The organism is Longimicrobium sp. (assembly GCF_036280135.1).
Taxonomy (GTDB): domain Bacteria; phylum Gemmatimonadota; class Gemmatimonadetes; order Longimicrobiales; family Longimicrobiaceae; genus Longimicrobium.
On the sequence record NZ_DASURI010000528.1, the window covers coordinates 1 to 4,938 of the forward strand.

A 4,938-nucleotide genomic window follows, 5' to 3' on the forward strand; every position below is an offset into this window, starting at 1 on the left:
GCCCGCGCACCCGCGCCGGCCGCGCCACCCAGGAGATGAGCCCGATGATGCGTCGCTGTCTATCCATCGCCCTTTGCGGCGCCGCGCTGGCCGCCACGGACGCCGCCGCCCAGCCGCGCGTGCTGGGCGATGCGCCGCGCACGCAGCAGACGGCCCCGCGCGCGCAGACGCCGGGCGCGCGTCAGGGCCAGCTGCCGCAGGGGCAGGCGCAGATCGGCACGGAGCACTACGACGTGGTGCTGGAGGTGCCGGAGCTCTCGGTGGACAGCATCGGGCTCACGGTGTCGGACCTGCGCGCGGTGCTGGCGCTGGATGCCAACGCGGCCAACCTGGTGTCCATCAGCGCGGGCGCGGACGTGGGCATCGAGCGGGTGGAGCTGGAGATCACGGGCGTGGTGGCCGAGGCGTACGTCTACGTGGACCTGGACAACGTGGCCCGCATCGTGGACCGCGTGGTGACGACGCTGGATCGCAACCCGCAGATCCTCACGCAGGTGCTGAGCGTGGTGGACAGCACCGTGGGCACGGTGGGCGGCGTGGCCAACACGCTGCTGCAGCCCGGCGGCGTGGCGGAGGGCGCCGTCCAGGCCGTGGGCCAGACGCTGAACAACGTCACCCAGCCGGGCGGCCTGCTGACGCAGACGGTCAACACGCTGGGGCAGACGGTGAACGTCACGCTCAACGCCACGGGCGGCATCGTGGAGCAGACGCTGGACACGGCCGGCAACGTGGTCAACTCGCGCACGCTGGGGCAGATCACCAGCCTGCCCGTGCTGCGCGAGACGACGAACACGGCCGGACAGACGGTGCGCCAGGTGCGGCACACGTCCGGCGCCGTGCTGGAGTACGTGGTGGATACGGCCGGCCGCGTGGTGAGCAGCCGTGTGCTCGAAGCCGCCGCGGGCGCCGTCCGGCCGTAAGGGCGAAGCCCCAGCCGGAGCGGCTGAAGCCGCCGCAACGAAAGCGGAAAGCCCCGCCCTGACGACGCTACGCGTCGCCCGGCGGGGCTTCACCTTCTCCGGGGGTTGGACCCGGTCGAGGAGGCGGTGCTCGCCGAAGTTCTTGCGAAATCTCCGCGTCCAAGCAGGCACTCCGCCCAACGAAAACCCCTCCCCCGAAGTTGGGGGAGGGGTCGACCGCCGTTGCGAGGAACGAGCAAAGAGGCGGTCGGGGGAGAGGGCCCCCCGTCGCGCAGCGACGGGGTATTGCCTGCCGCTCGATCCGTCTGTCCGCCGCTCGATCTCGCCGCGTCCGATCCGCGACGTTACGCCTGCGGAGCCTGCCCGCCCGCGGTGGCCTGTCCGCCCTGCGGCGCCTGCCCCGTCGCCTCGCCCTCGTCGGCCGCGCGGACGGCGCGCTCGGCGGCCTCGAAGCCGATGCGGCTGTGGGTTCCGTCGCAGAACGGCTTGCGGGTGGAGCCGCCGCAGCGGCACAGGTTCACCTTCTTGCCGGCCGGCACGTCGTACTCGTTGCCGTCGGCGTCCACCAGCCGGAACGGGCCGTCCACGAGGAAGGGGCCGTTGTTCTTGGCCAGGATGGTGACGCTGGGCGTCACGGGCTGCGGCGTGCTCTCGTCCGACATCAGGTTCTTCCTTGAGATGATTGATGATTCCGTCGATGGATGACCGGTGGCTGCCTCAGGCGCCGCCGCCGGCCGCGTTCACCATCCACAGCACGCCGATGGCCGCGCTGCCCAGGGCCGTGAGCGCGCGCAGGCCGCCGGCCAGGGCGGGCGCGCGGTGCCCGGCCTGGTGAAAGACCACGCCCGCCACCAGCGCGTACAGGGCCATGGCCACGGTGGTCCCCACGCCGAACAGCAGCAGGTACAGGGCAGCGCTGCCCAGCGAGCCCGCCAGGGTGGCCGAAAGCGCGGCCACCAGCGGCGCCGTGCCGCTCAGCCCGTGCGCCATGCCCACCCACAGCGATCCGCCGCCGTGGTGATGGTGGTGCGTGTGGCCGTGCGTGTCGCCGGCGGCGCGGTGGGCGCGCTCGTGCAGCACGTTCCACAGCAGCCACAGGCCCAGCGCCAGCAGCATGGCGCCCACGCCGAACTCCAGGCCGCGCGCCAGCACGTCCGGCAGCTGGATGTTGAGTGCCACGAGGATGCAGCCCACGACCAGGATGGCCGCCGAGTGCCCCGCGCCCCAGCGAATGCCGAAGCCGATGGCCTGCAGCGGCCGCGGCCGGCGCGAAACGAAGGTGGTGACGGCGGCCATGTGGTCGGGCTCCAGCGCGTGCGCAAAGCCCGCCACCAGCGCCGTCATGGGTGCGAGAACCTGCAACGAGTCCATTTCGGATCCGTGTTTGTTCGATGCATGAGGGAAGCCCGCGCCAGGAGGTGCGGCGCGGGGTGGGTAATCTGCCCGATCGCCGGGCCGGGGGCAACCGCGGAGGGGCAGGGAATAGGGAATAGGGAATAGGGAATAGGGAATAGGGAATAGGGAATAGGGAATAGGGAATAGGGAATAGGGGGCAACGGCGGAACTGCGGGGGACAGGTGACAGGTTACAGGGCACAGCCACCAACGGCGCGTCTTTGGCGCCAGAGTGGCGCTCCGGCCGTCCTGGCCCCCGCAGTTGCAGGCCGTAACCTGTAACCTGTCCCCTGTTACCCGCAGTTGCAGGCCGTCTCGCAGTTACCGTATCTGAAACGTCAGCGTGAACCGGAACCGCACGTCGAACGGCACCCCGTCCAGCGTGGCCGGGCGAAAGCGCAGGCGCGCGGCGATGGCCTCTGCGTTGGCGTCGATCATCTCGTCGCCGCTGGGCGTGTCCATCTCCACGAAGGCCACCTCGCCCGTGCGCGCGACCACCATCCGCACCACCGCGCGTTTGACCAGCGCCTCGTCGGGGTGGCGGCCCGATTCGGGGTGATGCTCCATCACGCGCTGCATCCACACGCCCATGCTGTCGCCGTTGGCCAGCTCCGGGCGGCAGTGCGTGCGGCCGGGCGTGAGGGCGGGGTAGTCGCCGTCGATGCGGATGAGCGCCTGGTACGCGCGGCCGGCCTGCAGCGTCGCAAGGTACTCGCCCACGAGCGAGAGGGCGGCGGCGCGGGCGCTGTCCGGCATCTGCCCCTGGATGAACAGCAGCTTGCCCCGTCGCTCCGCGTTCACGTCCACCATCACCAGCCCGGCTGGTGCCGCGCCGTGGCCGCGCAGTGCCTCCGCGATCCGGTCGCGCAGCTCGGTACGCTCGGCGATCTGCTGCGGCGACGGCCCGGCGACGGTATCCGGCAGCACGCCGCAACGCGCTGCCGGCTGCTGCGCCCGCGCCCCCTCCGGGAGGATGAACGTCGCGAGTGCCGCCACCATCGCGGCGCGAATCAGTCTGTGCATGAGATCGAACGCAAGGGAAGAACGTGAGCGGCAGATGACGCCAGAATCTACCCTCCGCCGTCCTCGCTGTAAACATGTGGCCCGATCGTCCGCTGGAGAACTGGGCTACATCGTTCCCGCTATTCCCTATTACCTATTCCCTATTCCCTGCTGTTCAGCCGCGCCGCCGCCCCGGGCACCAGGGTCTCGTCCACGATGCGGTGGATCGCCGGCAGGTGCCCCACGTCGCGCGGGCCGTCGGACTGCGAGGTGAAGACGGCCACCATCCGCAGGTCGGGGACGACGAACACGTACTGTCCGCCGTAGCCCCAGGCGAAGTGGACGGCGTGCGAGCGGGACGTGCGCGTCCACCATCCCAGCCCGTAGCCATGCCCGTTCCACGGGGACGACGTGCGCTGCCGCACGCTTTCGCGCACCCACGCGGCGGGCACCACCTGCCGATCGCCTACGCGGCCCTCGTCCAGCCACAGCTGCCCAAGGCGGAGCATCTGCCGCGGCGTGAGGTACATGTCGTTGCCGCCAAAGAAGATGCCCTGCGGATCCCGCTGCCACGGCCGGATGCGGAAGCCCAGCGGCTCCGCCAGCTTCTCGTTGGCGTACTGCCACGTGCTGCGCCCGGTGGCGCGCGTCAGGATGGCGCTGAGCAGGTGCGTGCTGCCGGTGCTGTACAGCATGCGTCCGCCGGGCGGGTCCACGACGGGCTGCTCCAGCGCGGCGTTCACCCAGTTGGGGCTGCTGACCCAGGCGCCGTACTCGTTGAAGCTGGTGGATTCCAGCCCTGACTGCATGGACAGCAGGTTGCCGACGGTGATCTGCCGCTTGCGCGGGTCCACGTCCTGCCGCGCGAAGTACGCGGGAAAGAAGTCGCTGATGGGCTGATCGATTCCGCGGATGTGCCCTTCCGCGATGGCGATGCCCACGAGCGCCGACAGCACGCTCTTGGACGCGGACTTGATGTTGGTCGTCCGGTCCGCCGCGGCGCCGCCGGTGTAGCGCTCCAGCACGATCTGCCCGTCCTGCGAAACCAGGATGCCGCGCAGCCTCGGCAGCTCCGCCGCGCGCTGCAGCGCCTGAGACAGCAGCACCGTATCCGCCGGATTCACCCGCCGCGCCGCCTGCGCGGAAGGTGCGGAGGCGACCTTCGCGGCATCGGCGGGCGGATCGGCGTCGCCCTGGGAGGCGGGCGTGCCGCACGCGGCCAGCACGAGCAGCGCAACGAGCCCCGCGCGCCTGGAGATCTGCATCGACGTCATCGGATCAACTTCATCAGCGATTGCAATCCTTCTCCCCTCTCCGCGAGGAACGAGCGGGGAGGGGCCAGGAGAGGGGCGGGCTGCTTTCGGCGCAACCCATCCTCCTCTGCCCGCACTTCATCCCCTACCCCCGGCTCACGCATGAGTGCGCCCCCTCACCGAACCCTCACGCACGTGAAACGGCGGGGATGCGCGCCAAATCGTCCCCGCCGCGATCCCTCTCTCGCACTCTCGCACTCTCGCACTCTCGCACTCTCGCACTCTCGCACTCTCGCACTCTCGCACTCTCGCACTCTCGCACTCTCGCACTCTCGCACTCTCGCACTCTCGCACTCTCGCACTCTCGCA

The 4,938-nt window shown here is 70.6% G+C and carries 5 protein-coding genes; 1 reads left to right on the forward strand and 4 read right to left on the reverse strand.

Annotation, left to right across the window (positions count from 1 at the left end; translation table 11 throughout):
- Nucleotides 1–920 (forward strand): hypothetical protein (locus tag VFZ20_RS17020; RefSeq protein ID WP_329685113.1); only part of this gene is annotated, 920 nt, incomplete at its 5' end.
- A 344-nt stretch (nt 921–1,264) separates the two neighbouring features.
- On the opposite strand, the gene VFZ20_RS17025 is transcribed toward VFZ20_RS17020, so the two are convergent.
- The 4 genes from VFZ20_RS17025 to VFZ20_RS17040 form a co-directional block, all read right to left on the reverse strand.
- Complete coding sequence (locus VFZ20_RS17025; protein ID WP_329685114.1) at nt 1,265–1,582, reverse strand: CDGSH iron-sulfur domain-containing protein; 318 nt, start codon at nt 1,580–1,582, stop codon at nt 1,265–1,267.
- 55 nt (nt 1,583–1,637) lie between these two features.
- The gene (locus tag VFZ20_RS17030; RefSeq protein WP_329685115.1) at nt 1,638–2,264 is read right to left on the reverse strand and encodes a sulfite exporter TauE/SafE family protein; all 627 of its coding nucleotides are present in this window, start codon (nt 2,262–2,264) and stop codon (nt 1,638–1,640) included.
- Nucleotides 2,265–2,635: 371 nt separating this feature from the next.
- Nucleotides 2,636–3,337, reverse strand: a complete 702-nt coding sequence (locus VFZ20_RS17035; protein ID WP_329685116.1) for a TonB family protein — start codon at nt 3,335–3,337, stop codon at nt 2,636–2,638.
- Between the two features lie 140 nt (nt 3,338–3,477).
- Complete coding sequence (locus VFZ20_RS17040) at nt 3,478–4,581, reverse strand: serine hydrolase (RefSeq protein ID WP_329685117.1); 1,104 nt, start codon at nt 4,579–4,581, stop codon at nt 3,478–3,480.
- Nucleotides 4,582–4,938: the final 357 nt, after the last annotated feature.

What these genes read in the sequence shown, in the direction of transcription:
- VFZ20_RS17025 (WP_329685114.1), bottom strand. Translation starts at nt 1,582, where the DNA reads ATGTCGGACGAGAGCACGCCGCAGCCCGTGACGCCCAGCGTCACCATC.
- VFZ20_RS17030 (WP_329685115.1), bottom strand. Translation starts at nt 2,264, where the DNA reads ATGACGGCGCTGGTGGCGGGCTTTGCGCACGCGCTGGAGCCCGACCAC.
- VFZ20_RS17035 (WP_329685116.1), bottom strand. Translation starts at nt 3,337, where the DNA reads ATGCACAGACTGATTCGCGCCGCGATGGTGGCGGCACTCGCGACGTTC.
- VFZ20_RS17040 (WP_329685117.1), bottom strand. Translation starts at nt 4,581, where the DNA reads ATGCAGATCTCCAGGCGCGCGGGGCTCGTTGCGCTGCTCGTGCTGGCC.